Source organism: Herbaspirillum sp. GCM10030257, assembly GCF_042666555.1.
GTDB lineage: Bacteria > Pseudomonadota > Gammaproteobacteria > Burkholderiales > Burkholderiaceae_D > Noviherbaspirillum.
The window spans coordinates 1-26,375 of sequence record NZ_JBHTDH010000025.1 but is presented as its reverse complement, the minus strand read 5'-3'; the positions used below and the strand labels follow the sequence as shown (position 1 = coordinate 26,375).

Annotated in this window: 23 protein-coding genes and 2 pseudogenes; 7 read left to right on the top strand and 18 right to left on the bottom strand. The window is 53.9% G+C overall.

Annotated features, from left to right (window positions below):
• Window positions 1-233: 233 nt before the first annotated feature.
• From leuD to ACFQUU_RS23885, 5 genes are all read right to left on the bottom strand, one after another.
• Window positions 234-884, bottom strand: coding sequence for a 3-isopropylmalate dehydratase small subunit (gene leuD, locus ACFQUU_RS23905; RefSeq protein ID WP_382250629.1), 651 nt, complete (start codon window positions 882-884; stop codon window positions 234-236).
• On the bottom strand, window positions 871-2,319 hold the full coding sequence (gene leuC / locus ACFQUU_RS23900; protein WP_382250628.1) for a 3-isopropylmalate dehydratase large subunit: 1,449 nt from the start codon (window positions 2,317-2,319) through the stop codon (window positions 871-873). Before leuC ends, leuD begins: the two co-directional genes overlap by 14 nt.
• 28 nt (window positions 2,320-2,347) lie before the next feature.
• Complete coding sequence (locus ACFQUU_RS23895; RefSeq protein WP_382250627.1) at window positions 2,348-3,445, bottom strand: porin; 1,098 nt, start codon at window positions 3,443-3,445, stop codon at window positions 2,348-2,350.
• A gap of 399 nt (window positions 3,446-3,844) precedes the next feature.
• Window positions 3,845-4,867, bottom strand: coding sequence for a Bug family tripartite tricarboxylate transporter substrate binding protein (locus ACFQUU_RS23890; RefSeq protein WP_382250626.1), 1,023 nt, complete (start codon window positions 4,865-4,867; stop codon window positions 3,845-3,847).
• Between the two features lie 62 nt (window positions 4,868-4,929).
• Window positions 4,930-6,504 (bottom strand): UbiD family decarboxylase, encoded by a 1,575-nt coding sequence (locus tag ACFQUU_RS23885; RefSeq protein WP_382250625.1) that lies wholly within the window; start codon window positions 6,502-6,504, stop codon window positions 4,930-4,932.
• A gap of 303 nt (window positions 6,505-6,807) precedes the next feature.
• Between ACFQUU_RS23885 and ACFQUU_RS23880 the strand changes: the two genes are divergently transcribed.
• On the top strand, window positions 6,808-7,413 hold the full coding sequence (locus ACFQUU_RS23880) for a UbiX family flavin prenyltransferase (RefSeq protein WP_382250624.1): 606 nt from the start codon (window positions 6,808-6,810) through the stop codon (window positions 7,411-7,413).
• An 84-nt stretch (window positions 7,414-7,497) separates the two neighbouring features.
• Here ACFQUU_RS23880 and ACFQUU_RS23875 read toward each other — a convergent pair whose 3' ends face one another.
• Entirely contained in the window at window positions 7,498-8,682 is a 1,185-nt protein-coding gene (locus ACFQUU_RS23875) for an FAD-dependent monooxygenase (protein WP_382250623.1), read from the bottom strand.
• A gap of 85 nt (window positions 8,683-8,767) precedes the next feature.
• The gene (locus ACFQUU_RS23870; protein WP_382250622.1) at window positions 8,768-9,736 is read right to left on the bottom strand and encodes a tripartite tricarboxylate transporter substrate binding protein; all 969 of its coding nucleotides are present in this window, start codon (window positions 9,734-9,736) and stop codon (window positions 8,768-8,770) included.
• 252 nt (window positions 9,737-9,988) lie between these two features.
• Between ACFQUU_RS23870 and ACFQUU_RS23865 the strand changes: the two genes are divergently transcribed.
• The 3 genes and pseudogenes from ACFQUU_RS23865 (at window position 9,989) to ACFQUU_RS23855 (ending at window position 12,528) form a co-directional block, all read left to right on the top strand.
• Window positions 9,989-10,795, top strand: coding sequence for an IclR family transcriptional regulator (locus ACFQUU_RS23865; RefSeq protein ID WP_382250621.1), 807 nt, complete (start codon window positions 9,989-9,991; stop codon window positions 10,793-10,795).
• A 795-nt stretch (window positions 10,796-11,590) separates the two neighbouring features.
• Window positions 11,591-11,881: pseudogene (locus tag ACFQUU_RS23860) on the top strand (DDE-type integrase/transposase/recombinase); the annotation flags it as partial.
• Between the two features lie 404 nt (window positions 11,882-12,285).
• Window positions 12,286-12,528, top strand: coding sequence for a DUF4148 domain-containing protein (locus ACFQUU_RS23855; RefSeq protein WP_382250620.1), 243 nt, complete (start codon window positions 12,286-12,288; stop codon window positions 12,526-12,528).
• 300 nt (window positions 12,529-12,828) lie between these two features.
• Here ACFQUU_RS23855 and ACFQUU_RS23850 read toward each other — a convergent pair whose 3' ends face one another.
• The 11 genes from ACFQUU_RS23850 to ACFQUU_RS23800 all read right to left on the bottom strand — a co-directional run bounded on the left by ACFQUU_RS23850 (window position 12,829) and on the right by ACFQUU_RS23800 (window position 24,185).
• A complete protein-coding gene (locus ACFQUU_RS23850) occupies window positions 12,829-13,812 on the bottom strand; it encodes an NAD(P)H-quinone oxidoreductase (protein WP_382250619.1) in 984 nt (327 codons plus the stop codon).
• Window positions 13,813-13,843: 31 nt separating this feature from the next.
• The gene (locus ACFQUU_RS23845; RefSeq protein ID WP_382250618.1) at window positions 13,844-14,542 is read right to left on the bottom strand and encodes an SDR family NAD(P)-dependent oxidoreductase; all 699 of its coding nucleotides are present in this window, start codon (window positions 14,540-14,542) and stop codon (window positions 13,844-13,846) included.
• A 73-nt stretch (window positions 14,543-14,615) separates the two neighbouring features.
• Window positions 14,616-15,263 (bottom strand): ABC transporter ATP-binding protein, encoded by a 648-nt coding sequence (locus tag ACFQUU_RS23840; RefSeq protein WP_382250617.1) that lies wholly within the window; start codon window positions 15,261-15,263, stop codon window positions 14,616-14,618.
• A gap of 49 nt (window positions 15,264-15,312) precedes the next feature.
• Window positions 15,313-16,068, bottom strand: a complete 756-nt coding sequence (locus ACFQUU_RS23835) for an ABC transporter ATP-binding protein (RefSeq protein WP_382250616.1) — start codon at window positions 16,066-16,068, stop codon at window positions 15,313-15,315.
• Complete coding sequence (locus tag ACFQUU_RS23830) at window positions 16,065-17,075, bottom strand: branched-chain amino acid ABC transporter permease (protein ID WP_382250615.1); 1,011 nt, start codon at window positions 17,073-17,075, stop codon at window positions 16,065-16,067. Before ACFQUU_RS23830 ends, ACFQUU_RS23835 begins: the two co-directional genes overlap by 4 nt.
• A 12-nt stretch (window positions 17,076-17,087) precedes the next feature.
• Entirely contained in the window at window positions 17,088-17,972 is an 885-nt protein-coding gene (locus ACFQUU_RS23825) for a branched-chain amino acid ABC transporter permease (RefSeq protein ID WP_382250614.1), read from the bottom strand.
• A 105-nt stretch (window positions 17,973-18,077) separates the two neighbouring features.
• Entirely contained in the window at window positions 18,078-19,346 is a 1,269-nt protein-coding gene (locus tag ACFQUU_RS23820; RefSeq protein ID WP_382250613.1) for an ABC transporter substrate-binding protein, read from the bottom strand.
• A gap of 128 nt (window positions 19,347-19,474) precedes the next feature.
• Entirely contained in the window at window positions 19,475-20,458 is a 984-nt protein-coding gene (locus ACFQUU_RS23815) for a transketolase family protein (protein WP_382250612.1), read from the bottom strand.
• A 1-nt stretch (window position 20,459) separates the two neighbouring features.
• Window positions 20,460-21,344, bottom strand: coding sequence for a transketolase (locus tag ACFQUU_RS23810; RefSeq protein WP_382250611.1), 885 nt, complete (start codon window positions 21,342-21,344; stop codon window positions 20,460-20,462).
• A gap of 201 nt (window positions 21,345-21,545) precedes the next feature.
• Entirely contained in the window at window positions 21,546-23,015 is a 1,470-nt protein-coding gene (locus tag ACFQUU_RS23805) for an NAD-dependent succinate-semialdehyde dehydrogenase (RefSeq protein ID WP_382250610.1), read from the bottom strand.
• A 60-nt stretch (window positions 23,016-23,075) separates the two neighbouring features.
• Complete coding sequence (locus ACFQUU_RS23800; protein ID WP_382250609.1) at window positions 23,076-24,185, bottom strand: glycerol dehydrogenase; 1,110 nt, start codon at window positions 24,183-24,185, stop codon at window positions 23,076-23,078.
• A 147-nt stretch (window positions 24,186-24,332) separates the two neighbouring features.
• On the opposite strand from ACFQUU_RS23800, the gene ACFQUU_RS23795 reads away from it, so the two are divergent.
• The 3 genes and pseudogenes from ACFQUU_RS23795 to ACFQUU_RS23785 form a co-directional block, all read left to right on the top strand.
• Entirely contained in the window at window positions 24,333-25,172 is an 840-nt protein-coding gene (locus ACFQUU_RS23795) for a shikimate dehydrogenase family protein (protein ID WP_382250608.1), read from the top strand.
• Between the two features lie 127 nt (window positions 25,173-25,299).
• Complete coding sequence (locus ACFQUU_RS23790; protein ID WP_382250607.1) at window positions 25,300-25,998, top strand: GntR family transcriptional regulator; 699 nt, start codon at window positions 25,300-25,302, stop codon at window positions 25,996-25,998.
• 207 nt (window positions 25,999-26,205) lie between these two features.
• A pseudogene (locus ACFQUU_RS23785) lies at window positions 26,206-26,375 on the top strand (IS6 family transposase); the annotation flags it as partial.

Sequence of the window (26,375 nt, the reverse complement as noted above, 5' to 3'; positions counted from 1 at the left end):
CAAAGTTGCTCACATGCGGTAGCAATTAGACAAAAACTTAGGTCGGAAGAGGATGCCGAGCATTGCATAAATATTCACGACGGAAAGGAACATAGCATTCATTGTAATGAAGCTTTCCCGTGATTGCATTACTGCATCAGTCAATCGTCTGCAATTCCGCAAATATGCTCACCGCCCTCATCCGACACATAAGCCTATAGAGCGCTGATTGATTGGTCGTCCTGATATATTTATCAGACGACAACGGAACTAGCAAGCCAAGGGCACCGTGCTAGTCGCTGTTGCTCAAAGGCTTTAATAGCATCCTGATGCTGCAGCGTTAGCCCTATCTCGTCCAGACCGTTGAGAAGATTATGTTTAATGAATGGCGCGATTTGGAATTGATAACGTTGTCCGGTATCGTCCGTGACCGTTTGTTGTGGCAGGTCTATCGTCAATTGCTTACCAGGCTTTGCAGCAGTCGCTGCGAATAAAGCATCGATTTCCTTCTCGGCAAGGATTATTGCAAGAATGCCGTTCTTGTAGCAGTTTTGCAAGAAAATTTCGGCAAAGCTGATCCCAATCAGTGCTTTAAAACCATACTGGGAGATAGCCCAAGGAGCGTGCTCTCTGGAACTGCCGCAGCCAAAATTGCGCCGCACCAGTAAGATGGTAGCATTTTGATATTGGGGCTGGTTGAGCACGAAGTCTGGATTAAGTGGACGTACCGTATTGTCCATGCCTGGCTCGCCGATATCGGTGTAACGCCAAGCATCAAAGAGGTTGGGCCCAAAACCGGTGCGAGCCACGGATTTCATGAATTGCTTTGGAATAATGGCGTCGGTGTCGACATTGTCACGGTCCAGCGGTGCCACCAGTCCGGTCAGAGTGTCAAACTTGTCCATTACGCCCCAGCCTTCCCTTACTTGCCAGTAGTCTGATGTCAACGAAATGCCCGGCCATTGCAGCGGCAGCAGCCATCGCTGGGCTTACCAAATGACTGCGTCCGCCGGCACCCTGTCGCCCTTCGAAATTGCGGTTGGAAGTTGATGCACAGCGCTCCTGTGGAGCAAGCTTGTCATCGTTCATTGCGAGGCACATCGAGCAGCCCGGATCTCGCCACTCAAATCCCGCCGCAGTAAAAATTTTGTCGAGCCCTTCGCGTTCCGCTTGGGCCTTAACCAAGCCCGAGCCGGGCACCACCAACGCAAGCTTCACATTTCCTGCAATACGTCCGCCCATGCTATGCACCATGCCCGCTGCAATGCGTAAGTCCTCGATGCGACTATTGGTACAGGAGCCGATGAAGACCTTATCGATATCAATTTCCTGAATTTTTTGACCTGCCGAGAGGCCCATGTAGTGCAACGCAGCTTCGAGCGTCAAGCGGCGTGCCGGGTCGGTTTCGATTGTCGGGTCGGGCACGCAGCCGTTGACGTCGGACACCATTTCCGGCGAAGTTCCCCAAGTCACCTGTGGAGCCACGGATGAGGCATCCACCTCGATTTCGCGATCGAACTGTGCGCCGAAATCGGAGACCAGATTACGCCATTCGGCGACTGCCAGATCCCAATGTTCGTCCTGCGGCGCGAACGGTTTGCCGCGTACATATTCGACAGTGGTTTCATCCACTGCAACAAGCCCCGAACGTGCACCAGCTTCGATTGCCATGTTGCACAAGGTCATGCGTGCTTCCATAGTAAGACTGCGGATAACTGGCCCAGCGAATTCGATGGTGTAGCCCGTTCCGCCCGCCGTGCCAACGCGACCTATAATGGCCAGCGCGAGATCCTTTGAAGAGCAGCCAGGAGCGAATTCTCCCGAAACAGTGATGCGCATGTTCTTGCTTTTCTTCAAAGCCAGCGTCTGCGTCGCGAGCACATGTTCCACCTCGGAGGTACCAACGCCAAAAGCCAGTGCGCCGAGCGCACCATGCGTGCTGGTATGAGAATCGCCGCAGACCACGGTCATACCAGGCAAAGTCAGCCCCTGTTCGGGAGCGATGACATGCACGATACCCTGGCGAAGATCATTCATACGGAACTGTGGTATTTGATGTCGATCGCAATTATCGGCCAACCGCTCCACCTGCACGCGCGATAGCGGATCGCGGATACCAGCTGCTCTGCTCGCAGTAGGAACATTGTGATCGCAGACGCCGAAATTTGCCATCGGGCGCCATACCGGTCGGCTGAACTCGATCAGCCCTTCAAATGCTTGGGGGCTGGTCACTTCATAGACAAGATGCCTGTCCACATAGAGCAGTGCCGTGCCATCGCTTTCGATACGAACGACATGATCGTTCCATAACTTGTCGTAGAGCGTGCGCGGTGTGTTCATAATGGATCAGGCTGAAACAGGTTATTTATTAGAAGCGGTGCATAATGCCAGACACGATGCCAGTCTGATTTTCGCCTGGAACTGCAGGCGTGCTGTTGGCTACACCTTGTGTGCTTGCGCCGTCATTCGTGACGTATGCCGCGTTCAGGTAAAGCTGCGTGCGCTTGGATAGATCGTAGAATAGCGAGGTGCCCAACAGCGTAGCCTTGTTCGGCGAACCACTTTGAGACGCGCGAGACAACTGCGCAGCGATGCCGAGCTGGCCGGTGATACCCTGCCTGACGCCGACCCAGTAGATGTGACTTTTCGTATCGATTGCCGGCACATCGTTCTCGCGACGCACGACACCAGCATACAACTTGGTGCGGGTACTTGCAATGTCATAGATGCCAGCAAGCAGATACCGGCGGTCAGCCTCCGAAGCGGTCGTGGCAGTGACTCCCTGCTGCTGGTCGTAGCCCAAACCGATGCTCACCGGACCTGCGACGTAATTGAGGCTCGCGCCGAGCTGGCGACCTATACGGGAATTTCCTGGTACTTCACTTTGGCTGCCAGCCGGCGTTCCAGTGAGCGCATCACGACCAAAGCTGTATAGCAGCGAGCCGGACAAGGCACCTGCCTTGTAGCTATACTTGATCGAGTTGTCGGGACGCTGTGTAAAGAATGCGTTGTCGTGCGCAGTGACACCGTAGGTGGCAAGAGGAAGCGGGTCGTAAACAAGAATTTGATCGAAGATCGTATTTCTCTGACGACCTGCCAGTACTGTACCCCAAGGGCCCTCCAGTCCGACCACGGACGCGCGTCCGAAAAGCCGGCCATTCTGCAACAAGCCGCCAGTGTCGGGGCTGAAGCCGCTTTCAAGATTGAATACTGCTTTTAAACCGCCACCTAGGTCTTCGGTTCCGCGTAAGCCCCAACGGGAGGCGAGCTGATTGCTGCCGTTAAGCCGGGTCAGATTTTCTTTTCGTCCACCCGCGGCAACACCGTGAGTATATTCGATGCCGGCGTCGACGATGCCATAGATGGTCACACTGGATGTGTTCTGTGCTAAAGACGATTGCGTTGATAAGGCTAAGCCGAGCGTCATGCACCCGGCAAGGCCGAGCTTCTGCATTGATTTGGGCATCTGTTTCCTCCAATAGAATAGTTTTGGTGCAGCGTAGCGTGTTCGACAAACAGCCTTCATGACACTGCGAAAGCACGAACGATGTTGAATATAGTGGACTGTCCTGGCATACAGAAGCAAAAAGATTCTATTAATTAATCATGAAAAGTGAACAGTCATTTAGGCTTGAAGCGCTTAAGGCAAACCTTACATCGCGTTACATGGAACAGCCTTCGAAGGTGTGCTCCTCATTTGAAACAGGGGCGATTACGTAATAGCGTTTGTTTAATAAAAATGCAAAATGCCGTGTAAGCACGAGGCATGACCTTGTGCTTACACGGCGATAGGGACTACGGACGGCGAAAGCCTTGAATATGCTTTAGGAATTGCAATTACAAATATTGGAGCGGCAATCGATGGTCATTGCGGCTCGATCCCTGCATCCTTCATCACTTTGGCATAATCACGCAGCTCATTGCGAATTCTCGTGCCAAGTTGCTCCGGCGTGCTTGGTAACACATCGGCGCCGAGATTAGCGGCCAGTTCAAGCAGCTTCGGTGATTTCTGGACTTCCTTGATTTCCTTATTCAAGCGGTCGACGATTGGCTTGGGTAAGCCCGCCGGCGCCACTAAGCCAAACCAGACTTCTAGCGAGAACCCCGGAAACGTTTCAGCGAGTGTTGGCAAACCAGGCGCAGCCTTCTCAGTACGCTCGTCGGCAGTTGATGCGAGCGCCCGCAGCTTTCCCTGCCGCACGTAAGGCAAGGCCGATGCTCCACCTTCGAACATCATGTGTACCCTGCCGCCCAGCACGTCGGTAATGGCCGGTGCACTTCCCTTGTAGGACACTTGCATAAGATTTACGCCGGTCTTCGTTTCAAACATGACCGAGGCGAGGTGTGTGGACGTTCCCTCACCGATGGTTGCTACCGTATAGAAATCCGGCTTGGCCTTGGCAAGCGCAATTAACTCCTTAACCGAATTCGCTTCGACCGAAGGATGCACCACCAGATATAGTGGCGAGGAAAATAGCATGGAGATAGGAGTGAAATCCTTTACTGGATCGTAAGGCAGCTTCTTTCGCGCGATGGAGTTAAGTACCAATCCCGACTGCGTTCCCATAAACAAGGTGTAGCCGTCAGCCGGAGCCTTTGCCGCAGCAGCGGCGCCGATGGCTTGGCTGGCACCGGGCATGTTTTCAATGATGACCGGCTGGCCCAACCTCTCGGACAGGTCTTGTCCGACGGCCCGCGCAAACGAGTCTCCTAGGCCGCCTGGCGAATACGGAACGATGAATTTGATCGGCCGGTTCGGATAGGCCGCCGCGCCAGACTGCGCTTGGGCAGAAGGCATCATTCCAACGGTACCAATGGCAATAGCCAGTGCCGCGGCGCTCATACAGGTCAAGAGCTTGCGTCGTGTCTTGCTTGTCAAGTTAGTCAATTTTGTCTCCTATAAAGATATTGAAGTGACATCTCGCTGCTTTGATGCCACCATGTTGTATTTCAACTGAAGAAGTAGCGGCCTTCTTCGTCGCGTGCGATTGCGCGCGTTGCACCGATGTCTTCGAGCCAGCGTACGACTTCGCGTCCGTCACGCGTGCCGATAGAAGCCATTAGTTGTTCAAAGCTTTTCGGACCATCCGCGAGCGCAGCCTCAAGAGAAGCGAAACGGCGGCCTTCAAAGGTGGGGGGAGCAGGAACTCGGTGCTCGATGGATCGGCTCATGCCCGGACGAAGGAAAGGCAGGGTCAAATCAAAGCCCGCCTTGGCCGTATGATGGGAGCCGCCCAGCGAAGGATCAAGCGGCATAGCGCGCATGCGGTCCTGCAGTACTAGGTCGCGGTCAGCCTGGAAGCGTGTCGCGAGCGCCCATTCCATTTGCTCATCCGAGAAGATGTCGATGTCGGGATCAACCACGAAGACGTGCTTAACGTTAGCCAGGCAGGAGAAAACGGCAGCGATGGCGTTACGAGCCTCGCCCGGTACGCGCTGTTGCATAGCGATGCGGACGTTGAACATGCCGCCAGTGGCAGCATTGGCGTACACCGCCTTCACTTCCCGTACCGCCACTTCGAGCGCACGCCAGACGGTGACTTCCGTGCGCAGCGCGCAAAGTTGCGAGGTATCGGTCCTGGCCATTGTGCGGCCGCTAATGGTGGCCGTCTGAAAAACCGGGTTGTTGCGGTGTGTGATCGCGGTCAGATGAAACACCGGATTTTTTTTGACGCCGCCGTAATACCCTAAAAACTCACCGTACGGTCCTTCGGGTTCGACATGTCCCTGCTCATCGAGATAACCTTCGAGAATGTATTGCGCATCGGCCGGCACCATCAAATCGTTTGTGACGCATTTGACGACGCCCAAGGGAGCGTCTCGCAGTGAAGCAATCAGCGCCAACTCATCGGTCGGAATGCGCATCGTCGCGGCCACATGATCGACCGGATGTGTGCCAACAGCGAAGGCGATAGGCAGTTTCTCGCCACGGTTGGCATGCTCGATATAAATGGCGCGTAGATCGGACGGCGCGACCAAGTCAACACCTGCAGTGCGACGTCCGCGAAGCATCAGGCGGCGCACACCTACATTGGTCCAGCCTGTGTTCGGGTCGATAACGAAATCAATCGATGCGGAAATGTAGGGCGCACCGTCCAGTCCGTGCTGCAAGTGGACAGGCAGTTTGGTGAAATCGCATTCGTCTCCTGTCAACACAACTTGCTGAACGGGCGCAGCGCTGCGGGAAACCTCGACCACTTCACCCTTCTTGCGCAATCGCGCAAGCACTTCACCCAGCAAGTTTTCGGATGTGGTATTGAATGCCTTCGCCAAGCGGCTGCGGCTGCCAGCAACGTTGCCGGCGAGAGGAATGGTCTCGTTAGCGGGTCGATGGAACAGCACGGCCTTGGGGTTGCCTTCAAGCATGGAGGCAATCTCCACGAGATCCACCGAATTGTCGACACTGGAGAATTCATCGCTGCCCAGCGCGTCGAGGAAACGGCGAAGATCAAATTGTTCGAGGTCTACGGCGGTCTCGCTTCCCTCCTCGTTGCGTTTTCCGGGCAAACTGGGTATTGAGCTCAATTGCATCTCCATGTTGTGTGTTGGCTGTGGAACCGCCGCGTGCACCTCAGTAAAACTTATAGCGATGTGCAAGCACTAAAAGATGTAAATCTAATGGAGAGTCGAAAAGAAAAGAAGCAACAAAATTTGATTGAGTTATTCAAATAAGTGAACAATCAAAAAGCTCGTTCAAAGCATTCCATTTCGCGCAAACCCTCTGGTAATATGCGTGGCACCTTGCACCGGGATAACAGCTGCAAGGCTCCCAGTCAGCGCCAACGATCCGGCGAGACATGACAACACCGACAGAATTGGAGACTTCGAATGAGTGCTGATGCGCCATCTCGCCCGCGCATGGTTGTTGGAATCAGCGGCGCTTCCGGCATCGTCTACGGCATAAGGATGCTGCAGGTGCTGCGAGAACTCAGCATCGAGTCGCATTTGATCATGAGCCGATCTGCGCAGATCACGCTTACGCACGAGTCTGGCATGAGCTTGGCTGACGTCAAATCACTGGCCGACGTTAACTATTCGAACAACGACATCGGTGCCGCCATCTCTAGCGGCTCGTTTAAGGTGTCCGGCATGGTGGTGGCGCCCTGCTCGATCAAGACACTTTCCGAAATCGCCACGGGCGTCACCAGCAGCTTGCTGTCGCGCGCGGCCGATGTGAATCTGAAGGAGCGCAGGCGCCTCGTGCTGATGGTCAGGGAAACGCCTCTACATCTCGGCCATATCCGCAGCATGGCAACGGTCACGGAAGCAGGAGCGATCGTCTATCCGCCTGTGCCGGCCTTCTATGCCAGGCCGACCTCGCTTGAAGAGATGGTCAATCACACGGTGGGACGGGTGCTTGACCTGTTCGGAATCGATTCTGGCGGCGTCAAGCGGTGGGACCCGAAGACAAGCCGGCAGGAACCGCAGGAATAACAGGAATAACAGGAATAACAGGAATAGAAGCGGCGGTGCCTGTCTCACGCACCGCATTCACGCACCTCCCCTTCCCGACCCGATTCAAGCAGGCCCGACAGGGACGGTGATGGCATCGTAGCCGTAGATCCAATCCACCGGCAAAGGCTGCGGCGGCACCATCTGGTTGTTCAGGAACTGCCGCCGCGCCTGCAGCTGCACGCGGCTCGCACGCGGCTGACGCTGGTTTTCATACGCTGACAGTGCCGCCGTGACATCCGAGCGGTACGCGTCGAGATGACGCGCCAGCACATAGCCGTCTTCCATCGAGATCGCTGCACCCTGCGCGAGCGTGGGCATCATAGGATGGGCGGCGTCGCCCAGCAGGGCAATGCGTCCCGAGACCCATCGTTCCAACGGATCGCGGTCATAGATGCCCCATTTATATGTTTCGGTCGCCCGCGACAATACGTCTAGCATGCCCGGATGCCAGCCAGAATAGGCCTCAAGCATCTCATCGATGGCGCTCGGCACGGCCCAAGCTTCGTCGGCCCACTGTTTCGACACTCTTCCCGCGAAGATATTGAGCAGATCGCCTCCACGCAGCGGATAGAACAGCACATGTCCGGATGGTCCCAACCAGCCAGTGTATTCGCTTCCGTCTAGCGGGACGGGCAGCTTGCCGGCCGCCTTGTGCAACTCCTCCATCGGAAGGATGAGGCGCCAGCAGATCTGGTTGGTAAAGCGCGCCTCGCTCCTGCCGAACAGTTGCATGCGCACCACCGAATGAATGCCATCCGCGCCGATGACGGCATCAGCCTCCACTTCCTGGCCGCTTGCCAGACGCATCACTGCTCCGCTTGCGGTGTTGGCAACGCCCGTGCATTCGGCGTCGGTATGGATTGCATGTTCCGGCACAAGCGACAGCAGCAGCCTGTGCAGATCGGCCCTGTGCGCCATGTGATAGCTCGCCCCATACATTTCCTCCATGCGACCTCGAAACGGCTCCCGCGCGCGCACCGTGCCGTCGTCCCACTTCAGCGACAGGCGCGCTTTCGGTTCCGCGGCAACGCGTCTGAAACGGTCCTCGAGCCCGAGCGCCCGGATCACTTTGACCGCGTTCGGCGCCATCTGCAATCCGGCCCCAACTTCTCCGAGCTGCGCTGCACGCTCATAGACCATGACTTCGAAGCCCTCCATCCGGCACAGCGCAGCGGCGGCAGTCAGCCCGCCGATACCGGCGCCCACGATCACGATGCGCTGCTTGCGGCGCGCTTTGCCTGTCTCCATGCATCCTCCATGTATCCGTGCCGTGCCAGGCGGCGTCGGCCGCCGCTTGGCGATTGTGCTGTTTCCCGGCGCACTTGCGCCGGCGTCATTCGAGCGAGATGTTCGCGGTCTTAATGATCCTTTCCCAGGCGGCCCTGTTTTCATCCAGAAACTTTCTGAATGCGTTCGGATCTCCGTTAAACAGATCGATGCCTTGTTCGGTATAACGCTGGAGCACGCTCGGCTTCTGCATTGCCTTGTTGATTTCCGCATTCAGCAGCGACACGATAGGTGCAGGCGTACCGGCCGGAGCGAGAACGCCCAGCCATGCCACCGCTTGGTAATCCTTGATGCCTGCTTCTTGCACAGTAGGCACGTCGGGAAGCACCGACACGCGCTTTGAGCCGGTGACGGCAAGCACGTTCAGTTTTCCAGCCTGCAGATAAGGCAATGCTCCCTGCAAGTCGCTAGCGAGTAGCTGGGTCTCGCCCGAGAGTACGGATGTAATGGCAGGTGCGTACCCCTTGTAGGGAACATGCACCATCTTGACGGAAGCCCGCTGCGTCAGTCCTTCGACGGCCAAGTGCGAGAAGCTACCCAACCCGACCGACGCGTAGCTGATTTTCTCCGGGTTGCGCCGCGCATAGGCGATGAGCTCACCGAAGTTTTTTACCGGTAGCGAGGGATGCGTGATGATGGCTCCCGGAAGCGTCAATGCAAGAGCAACAGGGGTCAGGTCCTTGTCCGCGTCATAGGGCAGCTTCTTGTAGAGCGCGCCGTTCGTTGACACATTCGTGCTGCCCATCAACAGGGTGTACCCATCAGCGGGGGCTTTTGCCACTGCCTGGGTTCCAATGATCGCTGCGCCGCCCGGTCGGTTTTCAACCAACACCGTTTGGCCGAACCGCGCTGAAAGTTCCGCTGCGATGAGGCGTGCAGTGCCGTCGGCAATACCTCCCGGGGCAAACGGCACGATAATCTTTACCGGTTTTTCCGGATACGCTGCCTGGGCCGGGGCAGCTTGCAGGGCAGCCACCGGGATTAGTGCCGTACACAGCCTGAACAGTTTCCTCATTGCGTCTCCCTTTTTTGCATTCTGTTAATCGGCAATCTCGGCACTACCTAAGCCGAACTCATTCCGGTATGCCCGCATCGATATGACGAAACGATGTTAGTCGGCATTCTTTAGCAGCAGATGCAGATACGCCGGCACACCGTCGCCGAACGTAAAAGTGACCATCCGCCATTTATACAATGTATAATCGCGTGTGATAGTGTATAATTAGTATAGGTTAGCTCAAATTGCCCGTCAACGCAGGAGAAGGACTTGCCGACCAACATAAAAACGCTTGTCGAGAAACGCGAGCCACGCCGGATCAAATCAATTGAAGTGGGTTTCCGCATATTGCGCGCCCTAGAGCAGGAACAGCGCAAACTGCCCTTAAAGGAAATCGCGGCGCGGGCTGGAATGCCGGCAAGTAATGCATATCTCTATCTGATGAGTTTTGTGCATGAAGGAATGGTCGAGCAGGACGCCGCGACCGGACACTACAGCTTGGGTGCCTTTGCGATCCAACTGGGCGCGGCATCGCTGCGCCAGTCCAGCCTGATCGAAATTGCCAAGGATCTTCTTACCGGCTTGAGGAACGAAACCCGCAATTCGGTGTATCTATCGGTATGGGGCAATCGGGGACCGACCATCGTCTTCAAGATCGATGGCGATGAGTACGGTCCACTCGGCATTCGCGTCGGCCATGTTCTGCCTCTGCTCGCTACAGCGACGGGGCGCGTCTTCCTTTCCTATATCGGCGACGATTTCACTACGTCACTGGTAGAACAGGAACGGGTTCACAGCGCTGGTCTTAACGGAACATTTAATGATCGCATACGCAATTTGGTCGTCAGCGATATTGCAGACGAGGTAAAGACGAATGGCTATGCCCATACCGACGCTAGTCTAAGTGGTGGCTATGCAGCTTCGGCGGCACCAGTATTTGACCAAAGCGGCCGGATTTGCGCTGCGATCACCATCCTTCGTCCAGAACCAGGCTTGTCCCTGCCTGCAAAGGGCGTTAACCTGCGCCTAGTGGAGACTGCACGAGAACTGTCAGCAAAACTAGGTTGGGTCGCATAGTTTATCTTTGCCCCACTTTTCGGGGAATTACCTCATGCCGTATGAGCCGTTGCCAGCCGAAATCAACATAGGCCATGGCAATGTGCGCGTTGACAAAAAAGGTATGCTCAATTCTGCGCGAGCCTTAATTATTGGAGAATGTCGGTGATTTGAACCTGCATGCGACGTCGGTGTAGACTTTCGACTTATTCGTAATTGCATATGGCGGCTCTTAATAAAATGCAATCTTACAACACCGGACTCGATCCGATTGGGGTTTTGCTTCAATCTTTGTCATACTGACGAATGGTTTGCTGAATGTCGCACCCAACTCATACTTCGGCGCATCAGATTTTGCGTCATTATTTGTTGTAGGTCCGGCCCGTTCACGGGATAACATAATTGATTTTCAATTCCACTTGGTTTTGGTTTCGAATAACGATCGGCGCCTGAAAATTTGACATTATCCCTTGGACTGTTCATAGTCACTCTCCCCTTACCATCGAATTGACCGTCACACCGCGCAGAGAACAGAGTTGATGAAGCGAACTGTTAGTTATGTAAAATCACATTTCATATTAACGGTGCGCCACGAAGCTTTCATTCGAAAACCACAGTAACTAAATATCTCGGCCCACTGCAACAAAACCACTACAGCTAAGGCGAAATAAACCGGATAAAAAAAGGCGCGGTTAACCCGCGCCGAAAAACCTTGTCAATTAATGACTGGGGATACTACTTTAGGACACGTGACGTACACCGAAGTTGAACGCCTTATCGCCGGAGCCTTGGCTGGAACCATTGCCGACGGTATAAATTGCCATCGACAAGAGCGGCTCCAATACGGCCGCCATCGTCAGTATTCAGGACGACAGCGGTCTGGCCATTGTGCTGCCCCAGTCGAAGTACCTCAACAATATCGTCGAGCAAGACCACCGGGCCATCAAACGCGTCACGCGGCCGATGCTCGGATTCAATGCCTTTCGCTGCGCCCGAATCATCATCGCAGGCATTGAAACCATGCATATGATTCGCAAAGGCCAACTTGGCGACATCAAAGACCAAGCCTCGTCGGCAGCGAATCAGTTCTACTCACTGGTATTCTGATCGCCGCCGGCCTCGCGGCCATGCTTAACCTAATCGCGCTATCGCGACAGAGCCGACCTGATCGCGTATCTCGATTATTCATAAGTCTGTGCGTTCTATTCGTTGTCTCGTGGGACATGACATACTGCTCTGCTATAGGAGGCAGTGTAGCGAAAGCACAAACCAACAACATTTAGATCTCGAAAGTATCAGACGCTGATCCAACCGGTATCGATATAGGGATGTTGTTGTAGATTCAACGACTACGTTGATGTCCGCCGTTCAAAATGAATTTCTTCTTCGGTGACCAGTTCTTCCGCTATGTCCCGCGGCACTTCGAATGACGCATTGCTTTTGTGGTTACCGATATCAGCGACGAACGCTTTACATGCGAGTTTCGCAGAGTTGGTTAGGGGTGGATAATTATGGCCATGTTCCAAAACAAAGCCACCGGCCATGTCAAACACGAGAATGAGTTTGACTATCCTGCATATACCCTTGTTGCAACGAGGACGCGTGAGGAGGTTATTGCGGAACTCAGAAATGCTCAAGCTGATGGATCACTCCGGTTCCAGGACCACGATTATCCGTCCGCATTTCAACAGCCCATCGGTCAAAGAACGGCGACACTGGTCGGCAAAGGTGTAGCTACAGCTGTAAAGAACTGATGTGTTTGTCGACCGCTAGCAATGCTGTCCGCAGTGGCGGCGTTGCTGGTCTTACCGCTTAGCCTTTCCATTGTTGGATGGCGTAGCGACTCGTTGCTACGCCATCCAAGTCAGCCAGACTTTGAACTTCACATCGATGGATGCCAACAAGCTTGTATCGGGCAACCTCAACGGTTTCATATTCTCAACCAAGAGAATCGTGACGCGCTGGCCAGAGTATCGAGATGGAGGATCAGAACTGTCTAATTGACAGGGAAAAACGGCGATCTCCCTCTATACCGCTATTTCATTGGTACTGAATCAGCCGGACACGCGTAGCAAAATCTTCCCGACATGCTGGCTCGACTCCATGAGCTTATGTGCGCTAGATGCTTCAGCAAGAGGATACACTTCATGAATTTGTGGCAGGCAACGCTGATTTAACAGAATCGGCCAGACGTTCGCCTCCAGCGCGGCAATGAGAGCTGCCTTTGCTTGTGGACTACGTGCACGTAACGTCGAACCGGTGAAGGTCAACCGTTTCAGCATGATGGGTGCCAAATCAATCTCAAGCCGACTGCCCTCCAAAAAGGAGATTTGTACTAGCGTTCCTTCTAACGCAAGTGCAGTAAGGTTTTTCTCAACGTATTTTCCTCCCACCATATCGAGAACAACATCAACGCCCCTTCCGGTGGTAGCCTCATCTATTACTTTGTTAAAGTCTGCTTCCCGGTAGTTGATGACGGTATCAGCACCAAGATCGCGGCAAAAACTTGCTTTGTCCGCACTGCCCACGGTCGTAAATACAGTACCTCCAAAGTGTTTGACGAGTTGAATTGCAGTAATGCCAATCCCGCTTGTCCCGCCATGGATTAGGATTGAATCGCCTGATTCGAACGCACGATTGGCTAACAGATTCGCCCATACAGTCGTGTAGGTCTCCGGGAGTGCAGCTGCTTGTGCCATATTGAGGGAGTCTGGAACAGGCAGGCAATGCCCCCCATCGGCAACACAAAATTCCGCATAGCCCCCTCCATGCGTCAACGCACATACCCGGTCCCCGACGCTCCATCTGGAGACGGACTTGCCAACTTCCGCAATCGTTCCCGAAACTTCAAGGCCCAGGTATGGGCACGCATCCGGAGGTGGGTTATACAAACCCTTTCGCTGCAGAACATCCGGACGGTTCACGCCGGCGTAAGCGACACGGATCAAGACTTCATGGTCCCCAACGGAAGGCGTTGGCCGTTCCGCAATCCGTAGCGAATCGGCGCCACCGGACAGTTCATGTTCGATAAATTTCACTTAGGTTCTCCCTACAATATCGGATCTAGGATTAGGCGATTCCAAAGCCACCATCTATCGGCAGAACCACACCAGTGATGTAGCTTGCATCCTCGGAGCAGAGGAATCGCACTGCACGGGCGACGTCGATTGGTCGGCCCCAGCGCTTGAGTGGTAAGCGGGAAAGTATGGCTGCGCTTCGTACAGGATCATTGATCGCTCCAGATGCCAACTTTGTCGTTACCCATCCAGGCGCGACAGCGTTGACTCGGATACCCTCTTCGGCAAATGCTACGGCGTGTGAGCGAGTAAGCGCCGTAATGGCTGCTTTGCTTGCAGCATAACCAGGGTTGCGCGGCGATCCAAAGTAGCTCCACATAGACGCCACGTTGACAATGGCACCCTTTGCCTTTGCTAGTCTCTGTCTGGCGACGAGCGAGACGATATTGGAGCCGGACAGGTTAACGTCTACAACCTTCCGAAACCCTTCAGCAGTGAATTCGCGCCCTTCGTGCAGAATAATTCCCGCGCCATTGACCACGACATCGATTCTTTCAAGGTGGCTAAGTTCTTCCTCGACGGCCATTTCGGACGTAACATCAACTTTCCGAAAATTCAATTGCTCGGGGAGGTCGGCGTCAGCGTCCATGCCAAGGCAGACAACCTGCATTCCACTAGCGTGAAATAGTTCAGCCACCGCACGCCCTATCCCGGTTCCTCCACCGGTTACCACTGCAACACCCTTGCTCATGTTCTCTCCTTGGTTATGTCTTCAGTCTGCGAGACAAAGAAATTTCGTATTACATCGCCTACTCTCGGCTGCGCTATATGCCCAGATACGTTTGCCTTAAGTGGGGATTCCGGAGCAATTCGGCGCCTGTACCAGACATCGCGATCTCTCCATTCTCCACCACGTATCCACGGTCTGCCATTTCCAACACCTGGTTGACATTTTGTTCGATGACCAGAATTGCAAGATCTCTTTCCTTGAGTTGTCTAATACTCTGGAACAGTCGGTCGACCATGATAGGAGCTAGGCCGAGCGAAGGCTCGTCCAAGGCGAGCACAGAAGGCAACGCCATTAAGGCACGACCAACCGCAAGCATTTGCTGCTGCCCGCCAGATAAGGTACCGGCGAGATTCGCCTGTCGCTCTTCCAGAAGTGGAAAGAGGTCAAAAACTTCTCTCAGGGTTTGACGCCGCCGCTTCTTAGCACGAGGATTCGAAGCGCCTATCAACAAATTGTCCAGGATGCTCATCTCCAGGAAAAGTTGCTTCCCCTCTGGAGACTGTACGAATCCTTCCGCAACGATTTGATGCGGGGGAAGACCGTCCAACGGTTTTCCATTGAGGCAAATGCTGCCCCGCGTACGCTTCAGCAGCCCAGAGATAGTACGTAGGAACGTCGTCTTTCCGGCGCCATTCGCGCCAATGAGCGCTGTGATTGATCGGGGAGCGAGTGTCAGTTCCATCCCCCGCAATATTTGCTGCTCTCCATATCCGGACCACAGATCCGTCACACTAAGCACTGGCGCTGACATACTCACCTCCACTGACATAGCCATCTCCAAAATAGGCTTTTAGAACCTCCGGCATACGGACCACCTCAGACGGGATGCCGTTTGCAATCAGTTTTCCCTGTTCCATGACAATGACGCGATCCGACAGTCCCATGATCACCTTCATCACATGTTCGACAATGAGTACCGTAATGCCGCGGTCACGTACCCTTCTCACGAGTTCCACCATTTCGCCAGCTTCTGACGGCGTCGCTCCCGCTACAACTTCATCCATTAACAACAATCGAGGCTGTGTCGCCAGTGCGCGGCCGAGTTCCAGTTTGCGCTTGTCAAACGCGGTAAGGTCATTAGCATCGACATCGGCCTTTGCTGCCAGGCCTAGGAATTGCAGCAACTCGGATGCGCTGTGCCGGGCCATTGTGCGGTTGGATGCACGGGCAAACGCGCCGACCATAATGTTCTCAATGGCGGTCAGGCCGCCGAAGGGCTTGGACAACTGAAAAGTTCGGGCAATACCCGTTTGACAGATTTGATGCGGTACCATGCCGGCAATGTCTTTCCCTTCAAAGCGGATCTCGCCTTGATCAAGCCGATGAAATCCAGCGATCAGGTTGAAGGCCGTTGTCTTGCCAGCACCATTTGGGCCCAACAACCCGAGTATTTCTCCGGGCGCAATGTCAAATGACAGGTTGCTCACTGCTTGCAGTCCACCGAACCGCTTGGACAGAGAACGCACTTCAAGAATATTGCGGCTCATTCTGGCATCCTCCTGGTTGTGCTTTTGAACTTGATGCGGCTTAGCCAACGCTCGAATGGTGCAATAACGCCTTTCGGGAAATACAACACTGCGATCATCAACACAATCCCATAGATTATGAGGTGCAGCCCTAGGAAGCGGCCGCCAAGATATGCGCGCGTAAATTCGGCGAGTGGATGCAGTATCAATGCGCCCACGAGAGGTCCCATGACCGTACCTTGCCCGCCAACGATCGCCATGATCGCAGTGTCAAGAGACAATTCCATACCCATATTCCGCTCTGGGTTGATATATCGGAAAAATTGAGCGTAGAACGCACCGCCGAGTCCGGTCATGAACGCACTGAATGCGAGCGCCACGAGGGAGTACTTGGTTGGGTTAATCCCCAGTGCCTCCGCCCCACTCTGATCACCCCGAATAGCTTTGAGGTAGTAGCCAAGCTTCGAGCGCTCTAACAGGACGGTGGCAAGCAACATCACGACCAAGAGAGTCAGCGCGATATAGTAATAGGGTATTTTTCCTTGGAACTGGAACACTTGCCAACCGAGAGCCGACGGAGGAACTACCAATCCCTGCGCACCTTTTAAGGGGATACCCATAAAGTCATCAGTATTTTCAAGCCAGATACGGACGATTTCCGCGAAGGCAATCGTTGTCAAAGTGAAGTACGGTCCTTTTAACCGGAATGTCGGGTAGCCGATCAACACCGAGAGGAGCGCTGCCACTGTGCCGCCGATCATCATTCCTGCCCATGGCGAAAGTCCTACACCGGTAAAGAGGAGGACTGTCACGTATCCGGCAATGCCGGCAAATACAGAATGACCTAACGACATCTGTCCGACATAACCACAGACAAAGTTCCAGGCTGACGCCATATACGCGAAATATATGATCATGGTCAGCGAATGCAGTGTGTACGCATCCTTTACCGCCAGCGGAAGTAGCGCTCCGAGCAATAGTAATGGCACGCCTAGAGCCCTTGTGGCGTTCAATTTTCTTTGGTTCATATCTGCTCCCAATTATTTCCGTCCCAGTAGACCGTTAGGCCTTAACAGGAGGACTCCGATGAAGAGGCAAAACGAGAACACAGACGCGGACGTGGCTGTGACGAATTGCGATGCAATGGATTCGAAGACACCAAGTAGGATCCCCCCCAGGATCGAACCGGGGATTGAACCGATTCCTCCGAGCACAACTACCAGGAAGCTTTTTATGCCGAAGCTCAATCCTGTCGTAGGGGTAATGGACAAGAACGGGACAAGCAATGCGCCGAATAAGCCGAGAATACCGGCGCCTATTCCGAATGTGATGTTATAGACCTGGCTAACGTTAATCCCTGACATCGCGGCAGCGTCACGGTTTTGTGCGGTAGCGCGGATGGCTCGGCCCATGTCCGTTGTCTTCAGCCATATTGCCAGTGATGCAGCGACAACGAGGGCGGCCGCCCCGCCAACCAACCTTCCGATATTGATTGGGAGCGACCCAAGAATAACGGATCCATTTGCAAAATCAGTCGAGACTGAACGTACGTCAGGTCCAAAGGTCATTAGCACCGCATTGTCGATGACGAGAAACACACCTGTAGTCAACAACAGGGCTCCCAGCGGCTCAACAACGAGAGCCGTCTCTCGCTTATAAAGAGGTGCGATGACTACGGCCTGAGTTAGATAGCCCAGAACGAACAGAAGTGGTACGGTGAGAATTACGGCAGCATACGGATGAATGCCAAACGTTGACCAGAGGGCATAACTGGCATACATCGCGAGCATAAGAAACGAGCCGTGCGCGAAATTAATCACTCGCAGGACGCCAAATATGAGGCTAAGCCCGAGGGCTACGCCACCATAGATACCCCCAAGGAGCAATCCATTGGCGACCGCGTAAGTTAAAATGATTGGGTCCATGATTGATGTACTTAATGGAGTTGTATAGATGCGTGCGGAAAGGGTGAGGAAGTCTTCCCCTCCTCACCTTGCATCACATTGGATTGTGCTGGACTATGCTGAAGATCAGCGGCCCGACGGGTCGGGAAGCGGCCATGTGGGTTTCACGTCCGCTAAGCGATTCTCGGCTGGCCAGACAGTTCTCCGTTCACCATTAAGGTTTTGGGAAATCACCCCATGGGCAAAGGTGTTTTGACCTTCGCCATCGAACTGGATACGGCGATATCCGGTTATCAGCGCAGGGCCGCTCGTGATATCCGTTTTGGCAAGCGCTTCACGAAGCTTCTCCTTGTCTGCCGATCCGGCCCGTTCAAGCGCATCCTTCACGATGTACATGTTGGACACTCCTTGTGCGCCGTAGGAATTCAGCCCATACCCCATCGCGGCTCTGAATTTACTGTCAGCGCTAATAGCGGTCGGGTCTTTTGCAGCCCGCATGATATCGACCTGGAAATCATCTTGGACGAACATGTACTTTACGGCACCAGCGGGAACTGCTTTATAGAAGCTTGGATCTTCCGATCCGCCGCCTACAGAATGAATGCCGTACGGCATATACAATCTGCTTTCGTGAAACTGCCGTGTGAATAATATGTGGTCTGGTGTATAAGCCACTACAATTAACGCTTCTGGCTTAGTTGCACGGATTTTCAACAACTGCGCAGAGAAATCGGTTTGATTCGGCGGATAGGATTCATCGAGTGTTATGCGATAGCCACGATCCTTGATCAGCTTCTTGATGTTAGCAGCGTGCGAGCGGCCCCAGTCGGTACCTTCATAAAACAAGCCGATCGTCTTGGGGCCTTTTCCAGTTTCGGCCTTCAGCTGGTCAATGGCGTCTAGCTGCTCCCTGGCATCATAGGTAGCCTTGTTATTCGGGCGGAAGATGTATTTGAACCCGCGTTCGGTGATTTCGTCCTTGACCGCACCGCTTACGAGCCAAGGTGTTTTGTAGCGCTCTGCAACCTCCGTTGCGGGAAAGGTGACTGCGCTGTTATATGCTCCAACAATCAGAGCAACGTTCTCACGTTGGATCAACCGTTCCGTCTCCGCAACGCCGACATCTGGCTTCGACTGTGTGTCTGCAAAGACTAATGTCAATTTGGCGCCGCCCATTGACTTGATGCCACCTGCCGCATTGATCAATTCGGCGGCAATCTCTGCACCCACCTTCGTTTGGTTGCCGATTGTCGCGGTACCGCCAGTAAGTGGAAGCAGTACTCCTACTTTCACCTCTTTGGTCTGTGAAAATGCCGGTCCGGTTAGGAATAATGCGAGGACACCTGCAAGTACGTCCGTGGCGCCTCTTCTTGTGATACTGGTCGTTCTTTTCATGTTGCGTCTCCTGTCTATTATCTACGTTGGAATTGCCACTTCAGGCTGCTCGTCATCTAAGTGCCGCGACCAGAACGCATCACGTCTGCTCCCCGTTCTGCTCGTGGCAGACGTGAGGCGCGTCTAGGCTATTGTTTGCGGAGTGCTTCAAGTGCAACGTTCTCGATACCGTCGGCGTCGAGCTTGTAATGTGCATAAAGATGTGTTGGCGGGGCAATCAGGCTATATTCGTCCTGGATGCCATGCCGGACCAGGCGTACTCCTGTGCCTTCATCAGCGAGGATTTCTGCTACTGCACCACCAAGTCCGCCGAGTACGTTATGTTCCTCTACCGTCATGATGATGCGTGATCGTGCAGCTGCCTTGAGTACTGCTTCCCGGTCAATGGGTTTGACGGTCGCCATATCGATCATTCCAACCGAACGGCCCGCTGCGTTGAGCCGGCGGCTAGCCTCGAGTGCCGGATGAACAGTCGATCCACAGGCAATGATCGTGAGTTCCTCCCCTTGAAGATGCTCAATTGCTTTCCCAAATTGAAACGCGACATTGTCTTGATAAACAATTGGGTCACGGCCACGGCCGATGCGGAAATAGATTGGCTGGGGATAGTCCACGCTGGCTTTGATCGCGGCGACAAGTTGTGGGCCATCCGCCGGCGCGACGACTGTGAGGTCGGCGATCGACCGCATGATTGCAAGGTCCTCCGTCGCATGGTGCGACGTTCCATAAAAGCCTAGCGAAATACCCGTGTGGTGACCAATCAGGCGTACTGGAAGTGCGCAATAGGCGACGTCCATGCGGATTTGTTCACAGCACAGCAATGCGAGAAATGACGCAAATGTGGCGACGTATGGGATACAGCCGGCGGTGGCCATACCAGCTGCGGCGGTGACCATGTTTTGCTCAGATATTCCGAACTGCGTGTAACGCTCGGGAAATCGCTCGGCGAACCGTACCAGCCCGTTCGAGTATTGGAGGTCGGCGGAGCCTGCTACGACCGGATGCCCTGCTTCAGCTAGTTCAATCAATGCATTGGAAAGATAACTCAACCCTGGCGTAATGGCATTCAAGCCGCGGTACTGCCAGGATTCCTTTGAAAGTGGTTGATTCATTTCAGATCTCCTGTCCCATAATTTCTTCTATGGCGCGCTCTGCATCGTCAGGCGCGAGGTAACCGAGGTGCCAGCCGGGTTCGGTTTCCATATAGGACACGCCCTTCCCCTTCACGGTCTTCGCAATGACGCATACCGGTCGAGTGCGACTGTCATCGGCCCTTAGCTGTCGCAGCAGTGCGGTCAATTCTGCGATGTTGTGACCATCGACGGTATGTACCTCCCAACCGAACGCTTCCCATTTCCTGTCGAGTGGCTCGATGCCCATAACGTCGTCAACGGCACCGTCCAGTTGATAACCATTGCGGTCGATGATCGCGATCAGACGGTTGGCACGATGATGTGCGGCGGCGATAGCCGCTTCCCATACTTGGCCTTCTTGCATTTCGCCGTCGCCCAACATGACAAATGTTGTGTAGTCCTGCTTTAAGAAGCGACCCGCCAGAGCCATACCGAGTCCTGCCGAGAGTGCATGTCCGATAGAACCGGAGCTGAAGTCGACCCCTGGGACCTTGCGCATGTCGGGATGGTCACCCAGAGGGCTACCTAGTCGGGTGTAATCGTCGAGCCAGGCTTTCGGGAAGAAGTCGAGATCGGCAAGAACCGGGAACAGGCCAACAGCAGCGTGACCCTTACCCATGAGAAACCGATCCCGCATTTCCCATTTCGGCTGCCCCCGACGGATGTTCATTACATCGTAATAAAGAGCAGCAAAGGTCTCTGCGGCTGAAAAGACCGAAGTGTAATGCCCTGTTTTAGCAATTTCGATCAGGCGAATTGTTTCAAGCCGAATAAACCTTGCGCGTTCTCTGAGAAATGCGACCTCTTCGGCCGTTGGACTAAAGCCGACGTGCTTAGTCGCAACTGTGGATGTATTACTAATCATTCATCGTTCTCCTTTTATGCGCGGCGATCCGAGTCTGCCGCATCCGCTGATACATCGAATATGATATATCATATATAAAAAAGCAAAAAACACAATGCTCTCTGTGATTTATTTTTCAGTGCCTTTGAGGCTTAAATGGTATGCCCGGCGTGGTCAGCCGAAAAATAATGTGTTTACCGCAACATTGCACTGAGACATTGGTCAATGGACGCTACCCAAGCAAAGATATTTCAGCTCCATATATTCATCGATGCCATAACGGGATCCCTCGCGTCCCAGGCCCGACTCTTTCACGCCCCCAAAAGGGGCCACCTCGTTGGATATCAAGCCCTCGTTGATACCAACCATGCCGCATTCAAGCCGTTCCGCTATACGCCAGACCCGATTGACATCCTTTGTATAAAAATAGGCCGCCAATCCGTATGGCGTATCGTTAGCGAGTTTTAGCGCTTCTTCTTCTGTCTTAAACCGGACGAGCGGTGCGACGGGCCCAAAGATCTCCTCCTTCAGGATGCGCATCCCTGGTTTGACCTCGGTGAGCACAGTAGGGGGATAGAAACTCCCCCTGTCGTCCTCTCTTTTTCCGCCTGTTACTGCCACAGCGCCCTGATCGATGGCATCCATAACCAGGGCATGGACTTCGCTGGCTGCCCTCGAATGAATCAGAGGGCCCACATTGACCCCGTTCCGCTTTCCGTCGCCCATTACTAGCTGGTTGACCGCCTCAGTCATCCGATTTACGAATCTTTCGTAGATACCGTCCTGAACCAGAAAGCGATTTGCACATACGCAGGTTTGACCTGCGTTTCTATATTTCGAAGCCATCGCACCCTTAACGGCTACGTCAAGGTCCGCATCGTCAAACACAATAAAAGGAGCATTGCCACCTAGCTCAAGGGATAACTTTTTGATCGTGGATGCGCTTTGCGCCATTAACTGCTTGCCGATTGCAGTGGAGCCGGTAAAGGACAATTTACGCACCACGGGATTCTCGGTGAGCTCTTGTCCAATTACGCTAGAACGCCGGCCTGTCACGACGTTGAAGACGCCAGGAGGAATGCCCGCGTCCTCAGCCAGTACTGCTAGTGCAAGTGCGCAGAGAGGTGTTTCGCTAGCAGGTTTTAGGACCATTGTGCAGCCAGCAGCGAGAGCAGGTGCTGCTTTCCGTGTGATCATTGCGACAGGAAAATTCCAGGGTGTGATCGCCGCGGTCACGCCGATTGGTTGTTTTATTACGAGCAACCGCCGATCCTCGCTCGGTGCCGGAATGATGTCGCCGTATGTGCGCTTGGCCTCTTCTGCAAACCACTCAACGAATGAAGCGCCATAGGCAACCTCTCCACGCGCCTCCGCCAGCGGCTTCCCTTGTTCATAGGTCATCAAAGCTGCGAGGTCATCTTGGTTGGCGATGATCAGGTCATACCATTTCTTCAGATACGCTGCACGGCGCTTCGCGCTCATTGCGCGCCAGGTCAGAAATGCATTCTCGGCCGCCTCAATTGCGCGCCGTGTCTCCATTTGACCCATGTTGGGCACTTCCGCAATGGTGCTACCATCGACTGGGTTGCTAACGTTGAAGGTCGTACCGTCATCAGCAATAGTCCACTGCCCGTTGATATATGCACGGTCTTTCAGCAACCGCGGGTTCACGAGTTCAATCGTCTCTTTCACGTTAACGCTTCTCCTATTTGACCATTGGTATTAGCATTCTTAGACCGTGTGGCGAACTGCCTATGTGGTTACAAGCACCCCGATCTGAGCTCTGCGCTCGACCTCCAGCATCGCCGCCACGATGTCTTTTTGAGTCAGCACTCGCTTGAAGTTCTTTGCATGCGGCGCAGCCAACGTTAACTCCGCAACCGTATCGAGTTCTTCGGCTAGGACATTCTGAAGACCAAGCTGTGCCAGGCTCCGTGGCAATCCGGTGTCGGCGTGGAACTGCTCGATACGTTCTCGAATGCCATCGTTGCGCTGTTCAAGCTCTATCTGTACGAGCAGTCCATAGGCAACCTGAAAGCCATGTGGCGTGCGATTGACTTCCCTAAGCACTGATAGTCCGCGTGTCATTGCATGCGCAACAGACAGTCCCCCACTTTCAAATCCAAGCCCCGCCATCAGGATCGTGGCCTCGACGACCCGTTCAAATGCTGTATTCGGTCGTCCTGTCCCTGCCACCTGGAGTGCGGCGGCTGCATCATCAAGCAAAGTCGCAAAGCAGGCATCCGAGAGAACACGTGCGCTTGCTAGCGGACGCGCTTGGAACATATTCAGGCCTGCGAGGGCAGCGGCACACTGGTCAGCTTCAAACTTCTTTGCAATGGCATCCCCAATCCCAGCCCGCAAAAGCGCTGCTGGTGCGTTAGCAATCAACGCAGTATCAACAACGACATAAGCTGGACTTGAGATTAGATGCTCAACCGCGGCGAGTCGATGGTGTTCGTCATATAGCACGTAGTTCTTACTGGTCGGCGCATCGTTGGAAGCAGCAGTGGGCACGGTAATGATTGGACAGCCCATTTTTTTGCTCAGCGCCTTGCCCGTATCGATGCTTCGCCCACCGCCAGCAGCAATGATGAAATCTGGCCTAGTTACTTCGCATTCAGTCGTCAGACGGCTGACCAAATCAAACGTCAGTTCACCCTCAAAGGCGAGACAGTTTATCTGTACGCCGGATTTTTCACAGCTCGTAACGATGCGGTCTCCTGCCAAATTCATGACCAGTGGATCAGCAACAAGAGTTGCTCGCTTGCCAAGCAGGCTTGCAAAGTGACCGATCAGGTTTACTGCCCCGGCACCTTGAACGTAGCGTCCTGGCGAACCAAAAATTCCAATTCCTTGCATGTAATGCTCCTTTCTCTAGTTATTGCTCGACCCCAATCCGCCGATAACCCAATCTCCTCTTATTTGATATATCATACATCCTATATGATAAATGACGCCAGCTTTTTAGCCGGACGCCCCACTAAAACCTGAAAGGAAGATATTTCTATGGAGAAAATTGTTTCAAAAGGAGAAAACGTTGCGGCGCCATCGCTCCGGGTCGATGGAACGACACGTGTCGTCGTCCTTCTTGCCTATCCCGCCACACATGTACGGACACCGGCATTCTTCAATGCGTTGGCAGCTGCGCGTGAGTTGAATGCGGTTCTGGTGCCCTGGCAAGTGGCCCCTTCGGAACTACCAGCGGCACTGAATGGCTTGCGATCTGTCGAGAATCTGGCCGGCGTGATCGTTACAGTTCCCCATAAAATCAACGCTGCAGAACTGTTTGATGAACTTGAAGGGATTGCTGGCGTCCTGAGAGTCGCGAACGTTGCCCGGCGAACTTTCGACGGCCGTTTCATCGGGCGTATGTATGATGGTCTTGGGTTTGTCAATGGCATGCAAAGCCATGGCATCACGTTGCGGGGCCAGTCGGTGCTTCTGCTCGGCGCTGGCGGCGCTGGCACCGCTGTTGCGGATGCATTACTCGGCGCCCATGTCGGCAACTTGGCGATCCATAATCGGGACGCGGCAAAAGCTAAAGCCCTTGTGGCAAAATTGAAGGAATTGCACGCTGGCGCACCCATTGAAGTGGCTGACGGGACTCAGGGTACTTGGGATATTGTAATCAATAGCACATCGTTAGGGCTCCACCCCGATGATCCGCTCCCTATTGATCCGAAGCATATTAACTCTCGCATGGTCGTTGCAGACGTCATTATGCAGCCGGACGAAACTGCATTGCTAAAAGCCGCCAAGCAAATCGGATGCAGGACTCACAAGGGTGTTCATATGGTGACTTCTCAGGTGGAGTACCTCATGGATTTTCTTCTTTCTGAAGGGTAATCGGCGGACGTCGCGTTTTTCTGTTTACGCAGTTCATTAGTAAAACCACGGATCGTTGACCCGGTGTAGGCGTCCTAGGGTTTGTCGCGTACACTTTGTATATGATATTTTTCGCGAGTTTTAGGCTATGACTTCCCTAGCGCCGGTTGAAAAAAGCAATCTTTCTTCCAGGGTATACGACGAGATTCGGTCGGCCTTGATGAATGGTCAATATGTTCCGGGAGACCGACTTCGGATCAGCGAGCTTGCTGCGTCTTTGGGAACCAGCCCGACTCCGGTGCGGGAAGCTATATTCAGACTGGTCAGCGAGCAGGCATTACAGATGACCGCTGCTACGGCGATTACGGTTCCCGAGCTTGGTCCTGAAACCGTCTCAGAGATCCAACTGATCCGCCGCCTCTTGGAAGGTGCGTCTGCTGAAGCAGCGGCGCTAAAGGTGACGCAACGCGAAATACTGGAGTTACGTCAAATTAATGACGAGTTCATTCAATCAGTCTGGAAAAGTCCGCGTGAAGCCGCACAATTGAACAGGACCTTCCATTTTGCATTAGTGAACGCCGCAAAGCTGCCTAATTTATATACCGTCGTCGAAAGCCTCTGGGTTCGGATGGGACCGCTATTGCACATTTTTCATACCGAATTACGTGCGGACCGAATCGACCTGAATAGTCATCCGCATTATCGCGTCCTTGAAGGGCTTGAAGGCAGAGATCCTGTCAAAACGGCTGACGCCATCCGAGCTGATATTCAATGGGGAGAGACGGTGCTTCTTGACTGGATGAGACAACGGGAAGCCGAGGATATCCGACAGGTGCAACATGGCTGATGAAGCGGAACTGGACTATTGAAATGCGTAGTTTAGGACTGCGGATCAAAGCCACGTGATAGGTATCCTGAGCAACGGATCGCAACCTTGCTTCATGATTCCTTACTCGCTTGCTAGTCCTAATCGATCAGCGTGCAGGGTTAAGTCTCAGTGCCTAGCTCACTGGGGCAATGTCACGTTAACGATGGACGCTGGTAAAGTCGGGCAATGAAGATACCCAAAGCCCTTTACTATCGCCATCGTTTCCCCAGTGCGGTCATCAGTTGCGCGGTGCGCTGGTATTTCCGTTTCCAGCTGAGCCTGCGGGATATCGAAGAGCTGCTGCTGGAGCGCGGCGTGATAGTCAGCTATGAGACGATCCACCGGTGGTGCGACAA

What these genes read in the sequence shown, in the direction of transcription:
- leuD (WP_382250629.1), bottom strand. Translation starts at nt 884, where the DNA reads ATGGACAAGTTTGACACTCTGACCGGACTGGTGGCACCGCTGGACCGT.
- leuC (WP_382250628.1), bottom strand. Translation starts at nt 2,319, where the DNA reads ATGAACACACCGCGCACGCTCTACGACAAGTTATGGAACGATCATGTC.
- ACFQUU_RS23895 (WP_382250627.1), bottom strand. Translation starts at nt 3,445, where the DNA reads ATGCCCAAATCAATGCAGAAGCTCGGCCTTGCCGGGTGCATGACGCTC.
- ACFQUU_RS23880 (WP_382250624.1), top strand. Translation starts at nt 6,808, where the DNA reads ATGAGTGCTGATGCGCCATCTCGCCCGCGCATGGTTGTTGGAATCAGC.
- ACFQUU_RS23875 (WP_382250623.1), bottom strand. Translation starts at nt 8,682, where the DNA reads ATGGAGACAGGCAAAGCGCGCCGCAAGCAGCGCATCGTGATCGTGGGC.
- ACFQUU_RS23870 (WP_382250622.1), bottom strand. Translation starts at nt 9,736, where the DNA reads ATGAGGAAACTGTTCAGGCTGTGTACGGCACTAATCCCGGTGGCTGCC.
- ACFQUU_RS23855 (WP_382250620.1), top strand. Translation starts at nt 12,286, where the DNA reads ATGGCCATGTTCCAAAACAAAGCCACCGGCCATGTCAAACACGAGAAT.
- ACFQUU_RS23845 (WP_382250618.1), bottom strand. Translation starts at nt 14,542, where the DNA reads ATGAGCAAGGGTGTTGCAGTGGTAACCGGTGGAGGAACCGGGATAGGG.
- ACFQUU_RS23840 (WP_382250617.1), bottom strand. Translation starts at nt 15,263, where the DNA reads ATGGAACTGACACTCGCTCCCCGATCAATCACAGCGCTCATTGGCGCG.
- ACFQUU_RS23835 (WP_382250616.1), bottom strand. Translation starts at nt 16,068, where the DNA reads ATGAGCCGCAATATTCTTGAAGTGCGTTCTCTGTCCAAGCGGTTCGGT.
- ACFQUU_RS23830 (WP_382250615.1), bottom strand. Translation starts at nt 17,075, where the DNA reads ATGAACCAAAGAAAATTGAACGCCACAAGGGCTCTAGGCGTGCCATTA.
- ACFQUU_RS23825 (WP_382250614.1), bottom strand. Translation starts at nt 17,972, where the DNA reads ATGGACCCAATCATTTTAACTTACGCGGTCGCCAATGGATTGCTCCTT.
- ACFQUU_RS23820 (WP_382250613.1), bottom strand. Translation starts at nt 19,346, where the DNA reads ATGAAAAGAACGACCAGTATCACAAGAAGAGGCGCCACGGACGTACTT.
- ACFQUU_RS23815 (WP_382250612.1), bottom strand. Translation starts at nt 20,458, where the DNA reads ATGAATCAACCACTTTCAAAGGAATCCTGGCAGTACCGCGGCTTGAAT.
- ACFQUU_RS23810 (WP_382250611.1), bottom strand. Translation starts at nt 21,344, where the DNA reads ATGATTAGTAATACATCCACAGTTGCGACTAAGCACGTCGGCTTTAGT.
- ACFQUU_RS23800 (WP_382250609.1), bottom strand. Translation starts at nt 24,185, where the DNA reads ATGCAAGGAATTGGAATTTTTGGTTCGCCAGGACGCTACGTTCAAGGT.
- ACFQUU_RS23795 (WP_382250608.1), top strand. Translation starts at nt 24,333, where the DNA reads ATGGAGAAAATTGTTTCAAAAGGAGAAAACGTTGCGGCGCCATCGCTC.
- ACFQUU_RS23790 (WP_382250607.1), top strand. Translation starts at nt 25,300, where the DNA reads ATGACTTCCCTAGCGCCGGTTGAAAAAAGCAATCTTTCTTCCAGGGTA.